Annotated in this window: 1 protein-coding gene; it reads right to left on the bottom strand. The window is 43.8% G+C overall.

Annotated elements, in window-relative coordinates:
- Positions 1-288: hypothetical protein (locus tag W7W_RS22620; RefSeq protein ID WP_010665596.1), on the bottom strand; the 288-nt coding region annotated here is incomplete at both ends.

The raw sequence follows: 288 nt of genomic DNA, 5'->3' as shown, positions 1-288 counted from the left end.
GCATTTGAGTGCCCTGTCTGTCAACTTCCACCCAGTAAATAGGCTGCTTGTCGTAGTGCTTAACCTTTCCTGCTATCCTGTGAATAATGCCATCCAGTTTTTCAAGACTGGCAGTGTATTTTTGCATCATAGAATCACTGGTGCCTATCAATACGGTATCGCTATCTAAAATGTCGTGTTTCTTTTTAAACGGGGCCACTTCTTTCCAAACCGTATCGAGTTGCGATACGGTTTTGGAATCAGAAGTTTCGTGCTTGCCGGGCTCAATATTGCAGGCTACAAATGAAG

The organism is Marinilabilia salmonicolor JCM 21150 (genome assembly GCF_000259075.1).
GTDB lineage: Bacteria > Bacteroidota > Bacteroidia > Bacteroidales > Marinilabiliaceae > Marinilabilia > Marinilabilia salmonicolor.
This window is presented reverse-complemented; position numbering and strand designations above follow the sequence as displayed.